At 73.5% G+C, this 15,277-nt stretch carries 16 protein-coding genes; 3 read left to right on the top strand and 13 right to left on the bottom strand.

Annotation, left to right across the window (positions count from 1 at the left end; translation table 11 throughout):
* Positions 1-16: 16 nt before the first annotated feature.
* The 7 genes from ACFQSB_RS01300 to mycP form a co-directional block, all read right to left on the bottom strand.
* Positions 17-340 carry a hypothetical protein gene (locus ACFQSB_RS01300; RefSeq protein ID WP_354834975.1) on the bottom strand — a complete coding sequence of 108 codons (324 nt, stop codon included), beginning with the start codon at positions 338-340 and terminating at the stop codon, positions 17-19.
* 6 nt (positions 341-346) lie between these two features.
* Complete coding sequence (locus ACFQSB_RS01295; protein WP_354834973.1) at positions 347-751, bottom strand: YbaB/EbfC family nucleoid-associated protein; 405 nt, start codon at positions 749-751, stop codon at positions 347-349.
* Positions 752-982: 231 nt separating this feature from the next.
* Complete coding sequence (locus tag ACFQSB_RS01290) at positions 983-1,372, bottom strand: hypothetical protein (protein ID WP_380823820.1); 390 nt, start codon at positions 1,370-1,372, stop codon at positions 983-985.
* Positions 1,369-2,415, bottom strand: coding sequence for an SseB family protein (locus ACFQSB_RS01285; protein ID WP_380823819.1), 1,047 nt, complete (start codon positions 2,413-2,415; stop codon positions 1,369-1,371). Before ACFQSB_RS01285 ends, ACFQSB_RS01290 begins: the two co-directional genes overlap by 4 nt.
* A gap of 34 nt (positions 2,416-2,449) precedes the next feature.
* A complete protein-coding gene (locus ACFQSB_RS01280) occupies positions 2,450-2,803 on the bottom strand; it encodes a YbaB/EbfC family nucleoid-associated protein (protein ID WP_354834967.1) in 354 nt (117 codons plus the stop codon).
* 86 nt (positions 2,804-2,889) lie between these two features.
* Positions 2,890-5,310, bottom strand: a complete 2,421-nt coding sequence (locus ACFQSB_RS01275) for a serine/threonine protein kinase (protein ID WP_380823818.1) — start codon at positions 5,308-5,310, stop codon at positions 2,890-2,892.
* 293 nt (positions 5,311-5,603) lie between these two features.
* On the bottom strand, positions 5,604-6,782 hold the full coding sequence (gene mycP / locus ACFQSB_RS01270) for a type VII secretion-associated serine protease mycosin (protein ID WP_380823817.1): 1,179 nt from the start codon (positions 6,780-6,782) through the stop codon (positions 5,604-5,606).
* 362 nt (positions 6,783-7,144) lie between these two features.
* On the opposite strand from mycP, the gene ACFQSB_RS01265 reads away from it, so the two are divergent.
* Both ACFQSB_RS01265 and era read left to right on the top strand, forming a co-directional pair.
* Complete coding sequence (locus ACFQSB_RS01265; RefSeq protein ID WP_380823816.1) at positions 7,145-7,483, top strand: cytidine deaminase; 339 nt, start codon at positions 7,145-7,147, stop codon at positions 7,481-7,483.
* A 137-nt stretch (positions 7,484-7,620) separates the two neighbouring features.
* Entirely contained in the window at positions 7,621-8,541 is a 921-nt protein-coding gene (era, locus tag ACFQSB_RS01260) for a GTPase Era (protein WP_380823815.1), read from the top strand.
* Between the two features lie 67 nt (positions 8,542-8,608).
* Here the strand turns inward: era and ACFQSB_RS01255 are convergent, their stop codons facing one another.
* The 6 genes from ACFQSB_RS01255 to ACFQSB_RS01230 are packed head-to-tail and all read right to left on the bottom strand — an operon-like array spanning position 8,609 to position 13,559.
* The gene (locus ACFQSB_RS01255; RefSeq protein WP_380823814.1) at positions 8,609-9,667 is read right to left on the bottom strand and encodes an urease accessory protein UreD; all 1,059 of its coding nucleotides are present in this window, start codon (positions 9,665-9,667) and stop codon (positions 8,609-8,611) included.
* A gap of 11 nt (positions 9,668-9,678) precedes the next feature.
* Positions 9,679-10,377 (bottom strand): urease accessory protein UreG, encoded by a 699-nt coding sequence (gene ureG, locus ACFQSB_RS01250; RefSeq protein ID WP_354834955.1) that lies wholly within the window; start codon positions 10,375-10,377, stop codon positions 9,679-9,681.
* Positions 10,367-11,098: an urease accessory protein UreF gene (locus ACFQSB_RS01245; RefSeq protein WP_380823813.1), complete on the bottom strand. Its 732-nt coding sequence runs from the start codon at positions 11,096-11,098 to the stop codon at positions 10,367-10,369. Before ACFQSB_RS01245 ends, ureG begins: the two co-directional genes overlap by 11 nt.
* Before the next feature lie 13 nt (positions 11,099-11,111).
* Positions 11,112-12,842 carry an urease subunit alpha gene (locus ACFQSB_RS01240; RefSeq protein ID WP_354834951.1) on the bottom strand — a complete coding sequence of 577 codons (1,731 nt, stop codon included), beginning with the start codon at positions 12,840-12,842 and terminating at the stop codon, positions 11,112-11,114.
* The gene (locus ACFQSB_RS01235) at positions 12,835-13,245 is read right to left on the bottom strand and encodes an urease subunit beta (RefSeq protein ID WP_380823812.1); all 411 of its coding nucleotides are present in this window, start codon (positions 13,243-13,245) and stop codon (positions 12,835-12,837) included. Before ACFQSB_RS01235 ends, ACFQSB_RS01240 begins: the two co-directional genes overlap by 8 nt.
* Before the next feature lie 11 nt (positions 13,246-13,256).
* Positions 13,257-13,559 carry an urease subunit gamma gene (locus tag ACFQSB_RS01230; RefSeq protein WP_380823811.1) on the bottom strand — a complete coding sequence of 101 codons (303 nt, stop codon included), beginning with the start codon at positions 13,557-13,559 and terminating at the stop codon, positions 13,257-13,259.
* A 327-nt stretch (positions 13,560-13,886) separates the two neighbouring features.
* Between ACFQSB_RS01230 and urtA the strand changes: the two genes are divergently transcribed.
* Positions 13,887-15,116: an urea ABC transporter substrate-binding protein gene (urtA, locus tag ACFQSB_RS01225; RefSeq protein WP_354915269.1), complete on the top strand. Its 1,230-nt coding sequence runs from the start codon at positions 13,887-13,889 to the stop codon at positions 15,114-15,116.
* Positions 15,117-15,277 lie beyond the last annotated feature (161 nt).

The following is a 15,277-nucleotide window of genomic DNA, read 5'->3' as shown; positions in this document are numbered from 1 at the left end:
CGTCCGGTCGCCGGGGTCAAATGCTCAGGGTGGTGCCGGCCTGGGCCTTGTCCGTGCGGCGCGTGTTACCGACGGCCGTGCGGACCTTGCCGCCCACCTCCTCGACGTCCTGCATGACCATCTCGCCGATGCGGGCGAGCATCTCGGGACTGGCGTCCTTGATGTAGGCCGTGTGGAACGACGCGCCGGCGGAGTCGTCGCCCCAGGGCGCCGCCGCGACGAGCCGCTGGATGCGCGCCTGGCCCTCCTTCAACGCGCGGGTGATGCCGCTGGTGGCGGCGTCCCACTGGGCCAGCGCCTGGACGGCGGTGGGGGCGTGGACGTCGACGTTCTCCGGCATCGCGGGTCACCGCCTTCCGAGCATCTGCTGGGCCATCTGCTCCAGCACGCTGTCGAGGTCTCCGTCGAGGTGGGCTCTCATCTGCTCGCGGGGGACCAGCGGCGCGAACAGCTCGATGACCTCCGCCTGCGCCTTCGCGGCGGCCCGCCGCACCGTCGCGGTGATGGAGTCGGCGAGCTCGCGGGAGTCGGGCCGCCGGTAGATACGCGGGTCGATGTCGAGGCGGATGAGGTCGCCGCGCGCTCCGACCGTGGCGGCGATCAGCCCGTCCTCGGACTTCTCCGTGACCTGTACGGCGCGGGCCCTGCGGTGCGTCTCGGGCGCCTGTTCCTGAAGGCGCATGAAGGCGGCGCGGAGCTCCTCGGCATAAGCCCGCATCTCGGCCGCGTCCCCACCGGCGAATCCCTCCACATGACCTCCCCGAGCACCTGTCCCCACGGTGCCAGGTGCTTAACGGCACCGTAACCGTGCCCTAACTCCAGGGAAACAGTCGCTTGATCGGACATTGTGACATTCCAGGATTTAACTCGGCAAGCGTTGTGCGTCGAATCCGGCTTTTCTTCCGCATTGCCGGTTATGCGAGTATTCCGGTCTGCCGTATGACCAGAAAACGGACACGGCGTTCCCCCGCCGCCGCCGAGGTCACAGGTCCAGGAGAACGGCCTGCTCATGAAGGTCGGCGACCTCGTCCCGGGACACCCAGGCCCGGTGCACGCCCCGCTCGACCCGCTCGAACCCGAGCGCCCGCGCCACCGGCAGCAGCCCCCCGGTGTACTCGACCAGCAGCTCGCCCTCGCGCTCGGCGCGCACCTGGCAGGGCGCCCCGCGCCACAGGCAGGCCGTCGTCACGAAGACGACCTGCTCGCACTCGCCCGCCGGCACCGGCCGCACGTGACGACCGGGAGCGACCGGCTCGAAGCCGTCCACCGGCCCGGCGGCGCGCAGCCGCATCCACAGCCCGTCCGGACGCGGGTCGGGGGCGGCCTCGTACTCCTCACCCCGCCAGTGGACGCGGTAGCCGTGCCACCTCACCGCGCCCGCCCCTCGCCGGGACCGCCGGGACCACCGGGACCACGGGGAGCGCCGGGAGCGCTCCACTCCTCCTCCGGCAGGCCTTCTTCCTCCCTGGGAAGGCTCTCCTCCTCAGCGAGGAGGCCCCACTCCTCGCCTGGAGGGGCGGCGGTCGGCGGCGCGGCCTGGACCAGCAGCCAGCGCTCCAGGTCGCCGTCGTACACCGCGCGGCGGTGCTGCACCCCGGCGTCGGTCAGCTCCCAGATCTCGGCCCCGTGCGGCAGGCCGACGCCGTCCACCTTGTACTCGCGGATCACCTGGTCGACGTTCGGCGCCAGCCCGAGGCCGACGAACGGCGGCTCCTCGATGAGCAGGCCCTCCACGGCCGCCCTGCTCTCCTCGTCCACGCCGCCGTAGGGCGTGCGGTAGAGGTTCAGCCCCACGGCCGCCCACCGCAGCAGGTTCACCGAGCCCTCGTCGGTGAGCACCCCGTCCACCTCGGCCATGCCGAGCGCGTCGGCCAGCACGGCGGGGGTCGCGATGTGCGCCACGTCCAGCGCGCGGTGGCAGTACCCCGACACCCGGGTCTCCCCTTCGGCCAGGTACGCGTACAGGTCGCGGGGCGTCAGCGGCTTCTGCACGACCGGCAGGCCCGCGCCGGGGTCGGCGAGGCGCTCCTCGGCCAGGGAGGGGACGGCGAGCCTGGCCACCGTGCCGGACCGCAGGAAGAAGTGCACGGGGAGCCCGGGGTTGACCGCCAGCCCCCAGCGCGGGTCGGGCCAGCCCGCTGCCAGCTCGGGCAGCGTGACGACGCGGTGGTGCGCGGTGACCTCGCCGATGCCGGCCCGCATGGCCCGCGCGGAGGTGTAGGCGAGGATCCAGGTGCCCTCGGCGTCCGACGCGGTGGGCCAGGCCACCGGCTCGAGCCCGGCGGCGGCCGCCGGGCTGACCGGCAGGGCGAGCTGTGCCAGGCGGAGCAGGCCGAGGCACAGGGCCAGGTCTCCGGCCGCGAACGCCGAGCCGAGGCCCTCTTCGAACGCACCCGCCGGCTTCCACCCCTCCACGGCGATCACTCTAGTGCGGCGCGCGTCCCCGGGATCAGTCGTGCGGCAGAGCGCCCGCGGGCGGGGGCTCCGCGACCAGGGGGGCCATCAGCGACTCGGCCCGGTCGGCGGCGTCGGCCTCGGCTCGCCTGGCGGCCACCAGGATCGCCTCGGCCAGCGCCTCGGACCCGAGCCGCATGGCGCGCGGGTCGATGCGCAGGGCCACCAGGGAACCGCCGGGAAGCGCCTCCACGATCACGCGGCCGTCCTCGGCCTCGCCCCGTCCGCGCGTCTCCGACAGCCGGCGCCCGACCGCCTCGAACCTCGCCGACTGCGCCGCGAGCGCCTCCAGCACCTCGTCCACCTCGGGGTCGCCGGTGGGGGAGTACGGTCCGCCGTTGGTCGTCATACGCGCATCCTTCGCTTCGCGGTACGAGACGAGGCCCGGCCGCCGGTGCGGGCCGAGCCTCGTCGGGGATGGACGATCGGGGTGGGTCAGCCGCAGTTGCCGAACGGCGCCGCGGTGGAGCCGCTGCCCGCGCTGCCGCTGAAGCGCACGCACTTGCCCTTGCCCTGCATGACCACCGGCCCGGCGTAGTACTTGAACGACCCGCTCTCGCTGACCGGGGCGGAGCCCTGCACCTCCAGCGTCGCCGACACCGGGCTGAGCACGCCGATGTTCTGCGTCTTCATGGTGACCACGCAGTTGAAGCCGGTGGCGAGGTTGTAGAGCTGGTAGGTGACACCGCCGGTGAACGCGCTCTGCCGCTGGACGGCGAAGCCGGTGCCCTTGCCCGACCCGTTGCACACCTGCTGCGGGGTGAAGGGGTTGGTGGCCGGCTTGGGAGCCGGCGTCGCCGTGGCGGTACGGGTGACGGTCGGCCTCGGGGCCGGCGTCCGGGTGCCCGTCGGCCTGGCCGACACGCTGGGCCGCGGGCTCCACACGTGCGGGGGCCGCGGCGTGAACGACCTGGACACGCTCGGCGTGGGCCGCGGCGACGGGGAGCTCGGGTGCGGGGACGCCGGGCCGGAGGTGGTGGGCGTCGGGCTCGGCGTGGGCGTGGGTGTGGGCACCAGGCTCAGTGGCCCGCTCGGCGACGGCGAAGGCGTCGGGCTGCCCGGGCCCGAGGGGTCCGGGGTGGGGGTGACCGACGGCTGCGGCGACTGGTCGGGCCCGGACGGGCTGGGCGTGGGGGTCGGCTCCGCGGACGGGCTGACCACCGGGCTCGGCGTCATGGTGACGGTGACCGTCGGGACCGGGGTCGGCGACGACCGTGTGGGCGTCGGCGGGGCCGACGGGATCGGCGGCGGGGTGAACTGCGGGCCGGGCGAGAAGTTCGGGATGTTCGCCGCGGGGCTCGACGTCGTCAGCTGCATCGGATAGACGCCGGTCTGCTGCGGAGCGGGGGAGCCGGCCCACGGCACGGTGACCTGCGGGCGCGGCGCGGTGCTCTCGCCGACGCCGGCGACGTCGCCCAGGCCGCCGGACGGCTCGGGGACGTTCGTGCCGCCGGCCTGTCCCTCGGCCGCGACCCGGCCGATCTGCTGGCTGCTGCCCGCGTAGTGGCCGGCGCCCCACAGACCGAGGCCGGACAGGCCGATCACGACGCCGACGCCCGCGGCCAGGCCGACGGGGAAGTGGGCGCCGGTCCTCTTACGCACCGGCGCGGCGGGCGGCGCCTCGCCTCCGGCGGCGGCCGGCAACTCGGGCCGCGCGGGCTCCTCCGACGGGAGGGCGGGAGCGCCCCACACCGGCGGGGCCGGCGGCTGCGGCTCGGCCGCGTACACCGTCGGGGGCAGACTCTCCGTGCCCTGCGGGACGACGGCCGGAGGCGGCGCGACCGAGCCGCCCGCCTCCATCAACGTGTGCTGCGGCGGGTCACCGGCGGGTCCCGCCGGACCGGGCCGACCCGCGGGCCCGGCCTGGCCGGCCGGGACGGTCGGCGTGCTGGAGGAGGACGCGCCGGGGACGCCCGGGACGGGGATGCCGACCAGGGGCGCGCCGGGGACGGGCGCGGCCGGGATCGCCGGGGCGGGCGGGGCCGCCTTCTCCTCGCCGAGCAGCCACAGCATCGCGCCCTGGGCGGTGGGCCGCTCGGCGGGCACCTTGGCCAGGCAGGAGCCCACGACGTCACGCAGCGGCGCGGGAAGGCCGCCGAGGTCGGCGCGGGCCGTGGCGATCGCCTCGGCGTCCTCGCCGAACGGCTCGGCGCCGGTCGCGGCGAACACCATCGTGCTCGCCCAGGCGAACAGGTCGGCGGCGGGGCCGGTGGGCTCGCCGCGCACCTGCTCGGGGGAGCGGTAGGCCGTCTCGCCGAGGCCGAAGTCGCAGACGCGGGGCCCGTCGGCGGACAGCAGGACGTTGTCGGGGGTGAGGCCGCGGTGGGCGATGCCGGCCAGGTGGACGGCGGTGAGCGCCGTCAGCGTGCCGACGGCGACGCGCTCGAGGGCGTCGCCGGTCAGCGGGCCGTCCAGTTCGACGGCCTCGCGGAGCGAGCGGCCTTCGACGTGCTCGCGGACCACGTAGGCGCGGTCGTCGATCCAGCCGGCGTCGACGCTGCGCACCGCGTAGGCGCTGGACACGCGCTGGGCGGCGGACAGGTCGTCGACCACCCGCGCGCGGGCCTCGTCGCCGGCCTCCGGCCACGGGGGCAGCAGCTTGACGACGAACAGCCGGCCGGGCTCGCCCGTGGCGGGGGAGGGGGCGGACTCGGCGGGCGTTCCGGTCGCGGCGGCGCTCTCGCCCTGGGTGCCGGCCTCGGCGGGGGCCTCGGCCTCGGCGGCCGTGGGCGCTGCGATCGGCGCTTCACCGGAGAGGCGGCCAAGGTAGACGACGCCCCGGGTTCCCTCACCCAGTCGCCCGAGAAGCGTGTACGCGCCCACCTGCTTGGGGTCATCCGGCAGCAACGACTGCATGTCCTTTATCGCCTTCCCCTGTGGATCATCTCAAGCCCCTGGAGATCTCAAGCATCATGACACCACATGTTTGAGTCGCACTTAACGTAATTTGTCACGTCTGCATCACATGTTACGGTTTCGTTGATCTTGGGGGCGGGGAAACGGATAGGGCGATTCATCTCATCCCGTACAAGCGCTTCCGTCCCGCCACTTCACCCGGGCTTTCCACCCCTCGCGCCGTGTCGCCCGCCTCTCGCGCCGGGTCACGCCGCTCACTCGCCGGATCGCCGCTCACTCGCCGGGCCGGACGCTCACTCGCCCGGGGTCACCGCGCGGCCCGGCCGCCATCCGCGGCGGCGTCCCATGGGGATGACGACGCCCACGGCCGCCACCAGCCCCGCCGCGAGCACCGCGATCACCGCCACCGCGGCGGAGACGTTGATCGCCTCCTGGTCCGGAGGCCGCGGCCTGGTCACGATCGTCGAGGGAAGCGCCTGGGCCGGGCGGGGCGCGATGGCCACCACCTCGGACGGCAGGATCTCCGACACCGCCATCAGCGGGTTCACCATGCCCGCGCCGGTCCCCGTGCCCGACGCGCCGTCGGCGGTGATCTCGATGCGCCGCCGCACCCGCACGTTGTCCAGTTCCGGATGCCGCGCGCGCACCAGGGCCGCCACCCCGGCCACGTACGGCGCGGCGTAGCTGGTGCCCTCCAGGTCCTGGCGGTAGGCGCCGCCCGGCCAGGTGCTGGTGATGTCCTGACCCGGCGCGATCACCGAGACCGGCGTCACGGAGTTGGAGAAGTCGTTGCGCCTGCCGTCCGGGCCGGCCGAGCCGACCGACAGCACGCCCGGGTAGGAGGCCGGGTAGACGGCGGCGGGGGTGCCGTCCTCCTTCCTGATGTTCCCGGCGGCGGCCACGATGACGACGTCCTTGGCCAGCGCGTACTCGACGGCCGCCTTCAGGTCGGGCTGGTCGCTGGTCTGGACGGAGATGTTGATGACCTGGGCGCCCAGGTCGGCCGCCTGCTTGATGCCCTGGGCCAGCAGCGCCACGTCCCCGCGCTCGCTGTTGGTCTGCTTGATGGAGATGAGCCGCGCCTTGGGCGCCACGCCCGCGAACGGGATCTCCTTCATGTCGGCTCCGGCGATGATCCCGGCCACCGCCGTGCCGTGGCCGACGCAGTCGAGCGGGCCGGTGCCGGTCAGGTCGACCGACCGGGCGACCCGGACCTGAGGATGGCGCGTGTCCACCCCGCTGTCGATCAGCGCCACGGTCACGCCCTCGCCCTTGGTGAGCGGCCAGACCCCGGTGAACGCCAGCCGGCGCTGCGCCCACGACTCGCCGACCTGGGTGCCGCCGTGCGGCGGCGAGCACTGCTCCGGCGCGCGCAGGGCCATCGTGGGCGCCGTGAGCGCCGACGCCGCCGCGTCCGGTCCGGTGGCGAGCGCGAGCGCCAGCGCGCCGGCGAGGATCCCCCGAGCGACCATGCATCAGCTCCATCTCCCGGCGAGGCGACCCCGGCCGCCTCCCGCGGGGCGACCGCCGGCGTCCGGCGCGCCTGTCCGAGTACGACGGAGAAGCCTAGCCAATGGCAGGTCACCGATTGCCGGATATATCGAGCGACGACCGCTTTTCCGGCCTTGATCACCCTGCGCACAGGAAAGGTGTCCTTGCGTATTGAATGGACCGTGCTAATCACCGGAAATGCCATTTCCCGGCCTGCCCTGGCCCTGCCTGGGCCAAGAGGCCAGGGGGTGGGGGCGCCCGACCGGAGAAGGAGCGATCGCGACGCATGACGGACCCGTACCACGGGCCGGTGACCGCGGAGCCGCCCAGTAGCCTGATGCCCGTGACCGACACCATCCTCGGCGCCGAGGACAGCAAGATCATCACATTGGCCCGCGCCGCCCGCGCCCGCAACGGGACGGCCCAGGGCGCCGCCGTCCGCGACGAGACCGGGCGCACCTACACCGCGACCAACGTGGACCTGCCCTCGCTGCGGCTGTCCGCCATCCAGGTCGCCGTGGCCATGGCCGCCTCCAGCGGAGCGGTCTCCCTGGAGGCCGCCGCCCTGGTCACCGACGAGGAGGAGCCCGGCGACCAGGACATGGCGGTCGTCCAGGACCTCGGCGACGCCATCCTCTTCCTCGCCGCCCCCGACGGCGCCCTCAAGGGCCGCTACCGCTGACCCGCCCGGCCCGGCTCGCGAGGGGGCCCGCCCGGCCCGTGAGGGGGACCCGCCCGCCCGGTGAAGGGCCCCGCCCGGCCCGTGACGGGGCCCGTCGTCCCGGTGGCGGGGAGGGGCGGTCGCTCTGATCGGGGACAATGGGTGGCGTGAGTTCCTCAGCCGCTGAGTTCCGTGCCGGGTTCGCCTGCTTCGTCGGCAGGCCCAACGTCGGCAAGTCGACGCTGATGAATGCGCTGGTCGGCGCGAAGGTGGCGATCACCTCCTCCAAGCCGCAGACGACCCGCCGCGCCATCCGCGGCATCGTCAACCGGCCCGCCGCCCAGCTCGTCATCGTCGACACGCCGGGCCTGCACCGGCCCCGCACCCTGCTCGGCGAGCGGCTCGACAGCCTCGTGCTGTCCACCCTGACCGAGGTCGACGTCATCGGCTTCTGCGTGCCCGCCAACGAGGAGATCGGCAAGGGCGACCGGTTCATCGCCGAGAAGCTCGCGGCCGTCAAGAAGACCCCCGTGGTCGCCGTGGTCACCAAGTGCGACCTGGCCTCCCGCGAGCAGGTCGCCTCCCGTCTGCTCGACGTCTCGCGCCTGGCGGACTTCGCCGAGATCGTCCCGGTGTCCGCCCGGTCGGGGGAGCAGCTCGACGTGCTGGGCGACCTGCTGATCGAGCGCCTCCCGCACTCCCCGCCGCTCTACATGGACGGTCAGCTGACCGACGAGCCCGAGCAGGTGCTGGTCGGCGAGCTGATCCGCGAGGCGGCTCTCGAAGGCGTCCGCGACGAGCTTCCCCACTCGATCGCCGTCGTCGTCGAGGAGATGACTCCGCGGGAGGGCCGCGACGACCTGCTCGACGTGTACGCCCACATGTTCGTCGAGCGCCCGTCCCAGAAGGCCATCGTCATCGGCCCCAAGGGCGCCCGGCTCAAGGACGTCGGCACCCGCGCCCGCAAGCAGATCGAAGCGCTCCTCGGCACCCACGTCTACCTCGACCTGCGCATCAAGGTGGCCAAAGACTGGCAACGCGACCCCAAACAGCTCCGCCGCCTGGGCTTCTACGACTGATCCTCGCCCAAGACGCCCGATGTCCCTTCCCGGGGCCCGGGGCCCGGGGCCTGGTCGGACGCGTCCGTCAGTCACCGTCCTCGAAGGGCGCGGTCGCCTGCGCGGCGCCCCAGGTGAGGCGGGAGCGCAGGGTGGGGGCGTCGGGGGCGAGGGCGGAGATCAGCGTCCCGGGCCCGGCGAGGGGGAGGACGGCGCAGCCTTCGGCGAGCACGGCGCCGCTCCGCTCCGCGCCGGACGAGGACGAGGCCGCACCGGCGGCCGGCGGGGTGAGGGCCGGTTCGCCCGGCCGCGAGGCGGTCGCGGCCTGCGGGCGGGCGAAGGCCGGGCCGGTGAGCAGGACGTTGCCGACGCAGCGGGCGTCGCCGTACACCGCGGGGCTGCCGTCCGCGGCGGGGTCCCCGACCACGAAGTCCTGACGGAGCAGAGGCACGCCGTCGATGGTCGCGTCGAAGCGGGCGTGGCAGCGGCCCGGCGGCTCGCCGTACCGGCCGAAGGCGATCTCCTCGCGCCACGACACCGACGCGCCCTCCGCCAGGGTCAGGCGGACGATCATGCGATGGTCGCATCCGGCCGCCAGGACCGTCGGTTCCGGGGCGTACACCAGCGTCGCCCCCGCGCCGACCCGGGCCCGCACCACCATGACCGACTCTCCGTCCCCCGGCAGGACGAGCGTGCTCGCCACCGAGGCGATGGTGAGGCGCGTTCCCGGGGCGACGTCGATCTCCAGCGTGAGACGGTCGCCGCCGAGCGGCCCGGCGGCGGTCGAGACCAGGTGAACCGTGTCCGGCCCGGTCTGCCGCAGGGTCAGCGGCGGGTCCGAGCGCAGCGTCCCGAGCACGGTGCGCCCACCGGAGGACTCGGTGCCCACCGCCGCCCGCGCCTCGAACCCGCGCCGCCCGGCGGTCGCCCGGGCGCCGGGCGGCCGCCGGTGACCGGTGACCGGCGGCCGCGCGTCCTGCTCCGGCCGATCGGCGGCCGGTGGCCGCGCGTCCGGTCCTGGCCGGTCGGCGGCCGGGGTCGGCGGCGCGGGCCGCTGCCGCCCGGCGTCGGGTGGCCGGGCGCCCGGGTCGTGGTGGCCGGTGCCCGGGGGCTGTGGGCGCAGGACGGGGTGGGTGGTCTCGTGCATGGGCGGGTGGGTCAGGCGTTCGGAGCGGGGACGGCGGGGCCGTGGGGGTGGGAGCGGGCGTGCGACCACGACTGGACCACCCCGTGCACCCATTCGGCCACGGCGTACACCTCCGGCACCTCCCTGATCGAGGTGAACAGCACCGGTTTGCCGTCGCGGACGGCCGCCGCGTCCCTGGACATCACGGTCAGATCGGCTCCCACGTGTTTCGCCAGGTCGGTCTTGTTGACCACCAGCAGGTCGGCCGAGGTGACGCCGGGGCCGCCTTTGCGCGGCACCTTGTCCCCGCCCGACACGTCGAGCACGAAGATCTGCTGGTCGGCGAGTCCCCGGCTGAAGGTGGCGGTCAGATTGTCGCCGCCGCTCTCGACGATCACCAGGTCCAGCGGTCCGTGGCGTTCCTCCAGGGTCTCGACGGCGTCGATGTTGGCGGCGATGTCGTCGCGGATCGCGGTGTGCGGGCAGCAGCCGGTCTGCACGGCCACGATGCGCTCGGGGTCCAGGACGCCGGCCCTGCGCAGGAAGTCGGCGTCCTCGGTGGTGTAGATGTCGTTGGTGACCACGCCCAGCCGCAGCACCGGGCCGAGCGTGCGGCACAGCGCGGCGACCAGCGCCGTCTTGCCGCTTCCTACCGGGCCGCCGACGCCGAGGCGCAGCGCCCTTCCGTGGGGGTCAGAGGACGGGTGACGGTCCTCGTGGTTAGCTGACAAAGAGCCGTACCTCCGTGCGTAGGTGCTGTTCGGCCAGCAGGTCGAGTGCGGGAGCGGCGTGCGCGGGAAGGCCTTCCCACGCGGTGCGGGAGACGGCCTCGCCGGCCGGGCCCGGGGCGTGCGCCGGGGCCGCCTGTGCGGCGGCCGTGCGGGCGACGCCGGACAGGTCCGGCACGAGGCCGGCGAGCACCCGGTGCACGACGACGGGGTCGAGCCCGAGCAGCCGGACGGCCGCGGTGGCCGGTCCGGTGATCGAGGTGTACGCGGCGGCCAGCGCCGCGTCGTGGGGCGAGCAGCCGGCGGCGGCGGCCACCGCGCCGAGCGCGATCGGGTGGTGGGCGCCGTCGGGGACGGCGCGCGCGAGGGTGTCCAGGACGGCGGAGGGCCAGATGCGGCGGGCGCTTCGCAGCAGCAGCCTGCCCTGGGTGCGCGCCGCGTTGCGCTGCGCGGGCGAGGCCGTACGGGCGTCGGCCTCCGCGTCCAGCTCCCGCCACGCCCGCTCGTCGTCGGCGACGTCGGTCGGGGTCGCGAGGGCGCAGGCGGCGGCGGAGAGAGCGGCGGCCACCAGGCCCGAGGTGGCGAGCCGGCCACGGAGGAACCGCGCCAGTTCCTCCGGGCCGGTGATCGCCCCGATACGTACCGCCTGCTCCGCGCCCCCGGAGTGGCCGTGGCCACCGGCCGGGAGCCGGGAGTCGGCGAGAAGCAGCAGCGCCGCGTCCATGACCAGAGCCCGGTCAGAACAGGAAGTAGCGCTGGGCCATGGGAAGCTCCACGGCCGGGGCCGGCTCGATGAGCTCCCCCTCGACGCGGACCGCGAAGGTGTCGGGGTCCACCTCGATGTCGGGGAGCGCGTCGTTCAGCGGCATGGACTCCTTTCGGCGCGTGCGCACGTCGGCGACCGGCGCCAGCCGCCGGTTCACCCGCAGCCGGTCCGCCAGGCCGCCCTCGATGGCGAGCGGCGCGACGAAGTGCAGGGACGTGGCCGCGGCGGTGACCGGTGCGGCGCCGAACATCGGCCGCGGCATGACGGGCTGGGGGGTGGGGATGGAGGCGTTGGCGTCGCCCATCTGCGCGTAGGCGATGACGCCGCCCTTGACGACGAGCTGCGGCTTGACCCCGAAGAACGCCGGCTCCCACAGCACCAGGTCGGCGAGCTTGCCGACCTCGACCGAGCCGACGTGCGCGTCCAGCCCGTGGGCGATGGCCGGGCAGATCGTATATTTCGCCACATAGCGCTGAGCGCGCAGGTTGTCGGCACGGCCGTCGCCGGGCAGCGGCCCCCTGCGCCGCTTCATCACGTGCGCGGTCTGCCAGGTACGGATGATCGTCTCGCCCACCCGTCCCATCGCCTGCGAGTCGGACCCGATCATGGAGATGGCCCCGATGTCGTGCAGGACGTCCTCGGCGGCCATCGTCGTCGGCCGGATGCGCGACTCGGCGAAGGCAAGGTCCTCCGGCACGGACGGGTTGAGATGGTGGCAGACCATGAGCATGTCGAGGTGCTCGTCGAGGGTGTTGACGGTGTGCGGGCGCGTCGGGTTCGTCGAGGACGGCAGCACGTTCGCGTGCGCCGCGACGCGGATGATGTCGGGCGCGTGCCCGCCGCCCGCGCCCTCGGTGTGGTAGGCGTGGATCCCGCGGCCGCCGATCGCGCCCAGCGTCGACTCCACGAACCCGGCCTCGTTCAGCGTGTCGGTGTGGATGGCGACCTGCACGCCGGTGGCGTCCGCGACCCGCAGGCACGCGTCGATGGCCGACGGCGTCGTCCCCCAGTCTTCGTGCAGCTTGAACCCCGAGGCGCCGGCCCTGAGCTGTTCCAGCAGCCCTTCCTCGCTGACGGTGTTGCCCTTGCCGAGCAGCGCCACGTTGACCGGCATGCCGTCCATCGACTCCAGCATCCGGGCCAGGTACCACGTGCCGGTGACGGTGGTCGCCTTGGTGCCCTCGGCCGGACCGGTGCCGCCGCCGATGACGGTGGTCACCCCGGCGGCGAGCGCCTCGTCCACGATCTGCGGGCAGATGAGGTGGACGTGCGAGTCGACCGCCCCGGCGGTGATGATCCTGCCGTTGCCCGCCAGGATCTCGGTGGAGGGGCCGATCACCAGGTCGGGGTGGACGCCGTCCATGGTGTCGGGGTTCCCCGCCTTGCCGATGGCGACGATGCGCCCGTCCCTGACCCCGATGTCGGCCTTGACCACGCCCCAGTGGTCCAGGATGACCGCCCCGGTGATCACCAGGTCGGGGGCGCCCTCGGCGCGTGTCGTCCTGGCCTGGCCCATGGACTCGCGGATCACCTTGCCGCCGCCGAAGACCACCTCGTCGCCGGCGCCCTGGCGTCCCTGGGACAGGTCGTCGGAGATCTCGACGAACAGGTCGGTGTCCGCCAGCCGGATGCGGTCGCCGGTCGTCGGGCCGTACAGCGCGGAGTACCGGGAGCGCTCGATTGAGGGCCGCGGCTCAGTCATCGGACTCTCCCTCGCTCGTGCGGGCGCCCGGCTCGGACGGGCCTTGGCGGCCCGTGCCGGCGTCCGGGTGCGCCGTGCGGGCGTCCAGCGGGCCGGCCCACTCGGGGCGCAGACCCGGGACGACGCGCCGCCCGGCGATCGGCACGAGCGTCACGTCCCGCTCGATGCCCGGCTCGAACCTGACCGCGGTGCCGGCGGGCACGTCCAGCCGCATCCCCCAGGCCGCCTCCCGGTCGAAGCCGAGACCGGGGTTGGCGGCGGCGAAGTGGTAGTGCGACCCCACCTGGACCGGCCGGTCGGCGGTGTTCACCACGCGCAGCACCAGACGCTCGCGCCCGGGGTTGAGCGGGATGGGCTCCTCGGCGTGGACGATCTCTCCGGGCGTCATCTCTCCGGGCGTCATCGGGCCGGGCGTCACAGGATCGGCCGGTGGACGGTGACGAGCTTGGTGCCGTCGGGGAAGGTCGCCTCGATCTGGACCGATTCGAGCATCTCGGGGATCCCTTCCATGACGTCCTCGCGGCGCAGCACCTTGCGGCCCGCATCCATCAGGTCGGCGACGGTGCGGCCGTCCCGCGCGCCCTCGAGCAGGAACGAGGCGATGATCGCGGTGGCCTCGGGATGGTTCAGGCGCAGACCCCGGGCCTGACGGTCGCGCGCGACGCCCGCCGCGACGTGGATGAGCAGGCGTTCCTGTTCGTGTGGGGTGAGCCGCATGGCCGGACCCTAGGCAACCGTCGTTTCGGTGACGTGTCGCCCGCATTTCCGGTCCGTGTCGGACGCGACGGCGCCCGCGTATTCACCCGTCCGGCGATTCAGAAGCCCATTTCACGGCGAAGAGGGTCGGCCACGGCGTACCCATCCGACCCTAAACGGCCGGCACCGGAACGGCCAATACGGCCGCGCCTTACAGTCCCTTCGCGTTGACCCGGTGAAGAGCCGGTAAACGGCAATTAACAATCGCGACGTTCACGGGAAACGTGACTCGATCACCTTGGCGGCAGACGGGTCGGTGCGGGGGCCGGTATCGGCAAGGAGGAGTAATTGCGGAATTCAGCTTGGCGCATCGGGGCCGCCGCGGCGGTCCTGGCAACCGGGCTCGCGGCCTGCGGTGGTCAGCCATCGACGACCACGGGCGGCACCGCCGCGTCGGGCGGGAGCGACACCATCAAGGTGGGCCTCCTGCACTCGCTCAGCGGCACCATGGCGATCAGCGAGGTCACCGTCCGTGACTCCGAGCTGCTGGCCGTCGAGGAGATCAACAAGGCCGGCGGCGTACTGGGCAAGCAGTTGGTGCCCGTCGTCGAGGACGGCGCGTCCGACTGGCCGACCTTCGCCGAGAAGGCCACCAAGCTGATCGCGCAGGACAAGGTCGCCACCGTGTTCGGCGGCTGGACCTCGGCCAGCCGCAAGGCCATGCTCCCCGTTTTCGAAAAGCGCAAGGCCCTGCTGTGGTATCCCGTGCAGTACGAGGGGCTGGAGAGCTCGCCGTACATCTTCTACACCGGCGCCACCACCAACCAGCAGATCGTCCCGGGCCTTGACTACCTCAAGGAAAAGGGAAAGAAGAAGATCTTCCTGGTCGGCAGCGACTACGTTTTCCCGCGCACCGCGAACAAGATTATCAAGGCGTACGCGGCGGCGAACGGAATGCAGGTCCTCGGCGAGGAGTACACCCCGCTTGGGCACACCGAATACAGCACGCTCGTGAACAAGGTCGTCCAGGCGAAGCCGGACGCGGTGTTCAACACGCTGAACGGCGACAGCAACGTCGCCTTCTTCAAGCAGCTGAAGAGCGCCGGGGTGGGCGCCGACGCCATGCCCGTCATGTCGGTCAGCGTCGCCGAGGAGGAGGTCAAGGGCATCGGCGTGGACAACATCGCCGGCCACCTCGTCGCCTGGAACTACTACCAGACCACCGACAACCCGGCCAACGCCAAGTTCGTGGCGGCGTTCAAGGCCAAGTACGGCGCCGACCGGGTGACCTCCGACCCGATGGAGGCCGGCTACAACTCGGTCTACCTGTGGGCCGAGGCGGTCAAGAAGGCCGGGACGACCGAGGTCGAGGCCGTGAAGAAGGCCGCGGGCGGCATCACGCTGGACCGGCCCGAGGGCGCGGTCACCATCGACGGCGAGAACCAGCACATGTACAAGACGGCGCGCATCGGCGTCGTGGAGCCGGACGGCCAGATCAAGGAGGTCTGGAACTCCGGCAAGCCGATCAAGCCCGACCCGTATCTGAAGACCTACTCCTGGGCCGGCGGCCTCACCTGATCGCCATGGACGGCACGGCCGGGCGGGGAGCGGTCCCCGCCCGGCCCCCGACGGGACACCGGGCCAGGTGCCCGTGACCGGACACGCCAAGGACACGGCTGTGCGAGGAGCACCCATCAGTGACAGCGAGACGGCCGCTCGGCGGCACGCGGAACCGGCGG

Origin of the sequence: Sphaerisporangium rhizosphaerae, from assembly GCF_042665155.1 — a bacterium.
In the GTDB taxonomy this organism is placed as follows: domain Bacteria; phylum Actinomycetota; class Actinomycetes; order Streptosporangiales; family Streptosporangiaceae; genus Sphaerisporangium; species Sphaerisporangium rhizosphaerae.
The sequence above is the reverse complement of the archived record's forward strand: the minus strand, read 5'-3'. Positions and strand labels throughout refer to the sequence as shown.

Coding starts and splice junctions, on each gene's coding strand:
- ACFQSB_RS01240 (WP_354834951.1), bottom strand. CDS start 12,842: ATGACTGAGCCGCGGCCCTCAATCGAGCGCTCCCGGTACTCCGCGCTG.
- ACFQSB_RS01300 (WP_354834975.1), bottom strand. CDS start 340: ATGCCGGAGAACGTCGACGTCCACGCCCCCACCGCCGTCCAGGCGCTG.
- ACFQSB_RS01245 (WP_380823813.1), bottom strand. CDS start 11,098: ATGGACGCGGCGCTGCTGCTTCTCGCCGACTCCCGGCTCCCGGCCGGT.
- era (WP_380823815.1), top strand. CDS start 7,621: ATGGGTGGCGTGAGTTCCTCAGCCGCTGAGTTCCGTGCCGGGTTCGCC.
- ACFQSB_RS01230 (WP_380823811.1), bottom strand. CDS start 13,559: ATGCGGCTCACCCCACACGAACAGGAACGCCTGCTCATCCACGTCGCG.
- ACFQSB_RS01235 (WP_380823812.1), bottom strand. CDS start 13,245: ATGACGCCCGGAGAGATGACGCCCGGAGAGATCGTCCACGCCGAGGAG.
- ACFQSB_RS01275 (WP_380823818.1), bottom strand. CDS start 5,310: ATGCAGTCGTTGCTGCCGGATGACCCCAAGCAGGTGGGCGCGTACACG.
- mycP (WP_380823817.1), bottom strand. CDS start 6,782: ATGGTCGCTCGGGGGATCCTCGCCGGCGCGCTGGCGCTCGCGCTCGCC.
- ACFQSB_RS01280 (WP_354834967.1), bottom strand. CDS start 2,803: ATGACGACCAACGGCGGACCGTACTCCCCCACCGGCGACCCCGAGGTG.
- ACFQSB_RS01255 (WP_380823814.1), bottom strand. CDS start 9,667: ATGCACGAGACCACCCACCCCGTCCTGCGCCCACAGCCCCCGGGCACC.